Genomic DNA, 3,539 nt, shown 5'->3' on the forward strand with positions numbered 1-3,539 from the left:
TCGGGGCGGCTTCGGGGCGGCTTCGGGGCGGCTTCGGGGCGGCTTCGGGGCGGCTTCGGGGCGGCTTTGGATCGGTTTTGGATCGGTTTTCTGCCCGGCCGCTGCGCGTCGGTTGCCCGGCCGCCCCGGTGCCGCCGGCCCGGCTGCGTCGCGCCGGCAGGCGACATCGGCCGCCACCACGGCTCGCTTTTTTACAAACCGGCAGCAGGATTTGCGCGACGCCGGCCGGCTGGCCCCCGCGAATCGCCTGGCCGACCGGATGCTCCGACGCACGGGTGCGCTGCCGCCGCAGCCGGACCGACGCGAATCGGCCTGCCGATCGGCCCTCCCCGCCGCGCGGCACGCCTCTTGCGAACATCTCGATCCATCCTGCGAAAACCCGAACTCGGGCCGCCCCGCGCGCGGCAAGCGGGAATGCGGCACGGCGGAAAGCCCTTCGCCATCCGAATCACTCACGGAGCACGCGATGCCTGCCATGATCTGGAAAGGAGCGATCAGCTTCGGGCTGGTCCATGTGCCGGTGCAACTGGTGCCGGCCACGCGCACCGTCAAGCCGTCGTTTCACCTGCTCGACCAGCGCTCGATGGACCCGGTCGGCTACCGGCGCGTGAACAAGCGCACCGGCCGCGAGGTGCCGCGCGAGGACATCGTGCGCGGCTACGAATACGAAAAGGAACGCTACGTCGTGCTGAGCGACGACGAGATCCGCGCCGCGAACCCCGAATCGACGCGCTCGATCGACATCGTGACGTTCGTCGAGGCCGCCGCCGTGTCGTTCCTGTATCTCGATACGCCGTATTACCTGCTGCCCGACCGCAACGGCGAGAAGGTCTATGCGCTGCTGCGCGAGGCGCTCGTCGATACCGGCAAGATCGGCATCGCGCACGTGGTCATCCACGAGCGGCAGCATCTGGCGGCGCTGATTCCGGTGGGCGCGGTGCTCGCGCTCGACCTGCTGCGCTGGGATAACGAACTGCGCCCGCTCGACGAATTCGCGGCCGGCCGGACCAGCGCCCGGAAGGCCGGCGTCAGCGCCCGCGAGCGGCAGATGGCCGGCAAGCTGATCGACGACATGTCGGGCAACTGGTCGCCGGACGCCTATCGCGACACGTTTCGCGACGACATCCTGGCGCTCGTCGAACGCAAGATCAAGGCCGGCAAATCGAAGAAGGTCGAAACCCCCGCCGCCGGCAAGCCGCGCGCGCCGTCGAACGTTCTCGACCTGACCGAGCTGCTGCGCCGCAGCCTGAGCGGCAAGCGCGGGCGGCAGGCAAACGACGGGGTGCAGCCCGAGGCGGCCGCGAGCGACGGCGGCGGTCGCGACAATCGCGACAATCACGACAAGCCGGTTCGCAAGAAGGCGGCGGCGAAGGCCGCCAAGGCCGCCAACGCCGCCGGGAAAGCCGCCCCGACCGGCAAGCGCGCGCCGAAGGAATCGACATCGGCATCGGCATCGACGAAAAAGAAGCCCCCCGGCAAGACGGCGACGAAACAGGCTGCCGCCAAGCGCCCCGTCGCGAAGAAAACGGCCGCCGCCAAACCGAAGGCCGCCGCGGCCGCTCGCGGCCACGCGCCCAAGCGCCGGGCCGCCTGAGCCCGAACCGATACCGGAGCGCCGATGCCGACCCGCAAGCTCGCCGACTACCGCCGCAAGCGCCGTTTCGACGCGACGCCCGAACCGAGCGGCGCGCCCGCCCGCGCCGTCCGTTCGGCCCCGGCCGCCCGCGCCGCCCCGGCTGCGCTGCGGTTCGTCGTGCAGGAGCATCACGCGCGGCATCTGCATTACGACTTCCGGCTCGAACTCGACGGCGTGCTCAAATCCTGGGCCGTTCCGAAGGGGCCGAGCCTGGACCCTTCGGTCAAGCGGCTCGCCGTGCAGGCCGAGGATCATCCGCTCGATTACGGCGCGTTCGAGGGCGACATTCCCGTCGGCCATTACGGCGCCGGCAGCGTGCGGATCGACGACGCCGGCCACTGGATTCCGGACGGCGGGCAGGCCGGCGCGCGGCGCGGCTACCGCGACGGCAAGCTCACGTTCGCGCTCGAAGGCGGCAAGCTGCACGGGCGCTGGTCGCTGGTGCGCACGCGCTCGATCGGGCACGGCAAGCAGACATCGTGGCTGCTGATCAAGGCCCGCGACGAGGCGGCGAGCGAGGCGCCGGGCAGCGCCGCGAAGGCGAAGCGTCGCGCCAAGGTCTCGTCGAACGAGACCGCCCACGCCGTGCCGGGCACCGCCGCCAAGGCAAACCTCCGCGCGAAGGCCTCGTCGAGCGCTGCAAAGAGCGAGGCGGCTCACGTCACACCGGGCACCACCGCGAAGACGAATCGCCGCGCCAAGTCCTCGCCGAGCGCTGCAACAAGCGAGGCCGTCCGCGCCGCACCGGGCACCACCGCCAAGGTAAACCGCCGCGCCAAGGTCTCGTCGAACGCCACGCCGAGCGAAGCCGCCCGCGCCACACCGGGCACCACCGCAAAGACGAAGCGCCACGCCAAGCCCTCGTCGAACGCCGCCCCCTCCCACCCCGCCCCCGCAGGCCGCCGCGCCGCCCTGCCCGAGCGCCTCAGTCCCCAGCTCGCGACGCTCGTCGATGCGCCCCCTCCCGGCGACGATTGGCGCTACGAAATGAAATTCGACGGCTACCGCGTGCTGATCCGCATCGCCGGCAGCGGCCGGCGGCGCTCGGCGCAAATCTACACGCGCGAGGGCAACGACTGGAGCGCGAAATTTCATGTGCAGTGCGAAGCCCTCGCCGCGTTGCCGGTGCGCAACGCCTGGTTCGACGGCGAGGCGGTGGTGGCCGACCCGAACGGCGCACCGAGCTTCGCGGCGCTGCAACAGGCGCTGTCGTCCGGCGACGACGGCGCGATCACCTTGTTCCTGTTCGACGTGCCGCATCTGGACGGCCGCGCGTTGCAGGATCTGCCGCTCGATGCGCGTCGCGCGCTGCTCGCGCAGCGGCTCGGCGAAGCGGCGTCGCCCCATCTGCGGCTCTCGCCGACGCTCGACGGCGAGCCGGCCGAACTGCTCGCGGCGGCGGCCGAGGCCGGGCTCGAAGGCCTGATCGGCAAGCGCGGCGGCAGCCGCTACCGCGCCGGGCGCGGCGACGCGTGGATCAAGCTGAAATGCCGACAGCGGCAGGAGTTCGTGATCGGCGGCTACACCGATCCGCAAGGCAGCCGCGAAGGCCTCGGCGCGCTGCTGCTCGGCGTGTTCGACGCACCGGGCGACCGCAACGGCGGACGCCACAGCACGGCGACACTGCGCTACGCGGGCCGCGTCGGCACCGGCTTCGACCGGCGCCAGCTCGCGTCGCTGCTGCGCCAACTGCAGGCCGTCGAGCGGGCGCGCACGCCGTTCGCGACACCGCCGAAACCGCGCGGCGGCGGCGCCGTGCACTGGGTGGCGCCCACGCTCGTGGCCGAATGCGAGTTCGCGAACTGGACGGCGGACGGCCTCGTGCGTCAGGCGGCGTTCGTCGCGCTGCGCGACGACAAGCCCGCATCGCGGATCGTCCGCGAAACGCCCGCACCCGCACCGA

The 3,539-nt window shown here is 71.9% G+C and carries 2 protein-coding genes; both read left to right on the forward strand.

Annotated features, from left to right (window positions below):
• Positions 1-466: 466 nt before the first annotated feature.
• Positions 467-1,594 (forward strand): non-homologous end joining protein Ku, encoded by a 1,128-nt coding sequence (gene ku / locus ACYP33_RS21290; RefSeq protein ID WP_459623808.1) that lies wholly within the window; start codon positions 467-469, stop codon positions 1,592-1,594.
• Positions 1,595-1,618: 24 nt separating this feature from the next.
• On the forward strand, positions 1,619-3,539 hold a 1,921-nt coding region (ligD, locus tag ACYP33_RS21295; protein WP_459623809.1), incomplete at its 3' end, for a non-homologous end-joining DNA ligase.

The organism is Burkholderia sp. 3C (assembly GCF_054589155.1).

Bases quoted from the DNA above. Each gene is read 5' to 3' on its own strand.
- ku (WP_459623808.1), top strand. From the start codon at position 467: ATGCCTGCCATGATCTGGAAAGGAGCGATCAGCTTCGGGCTGGTCCAT.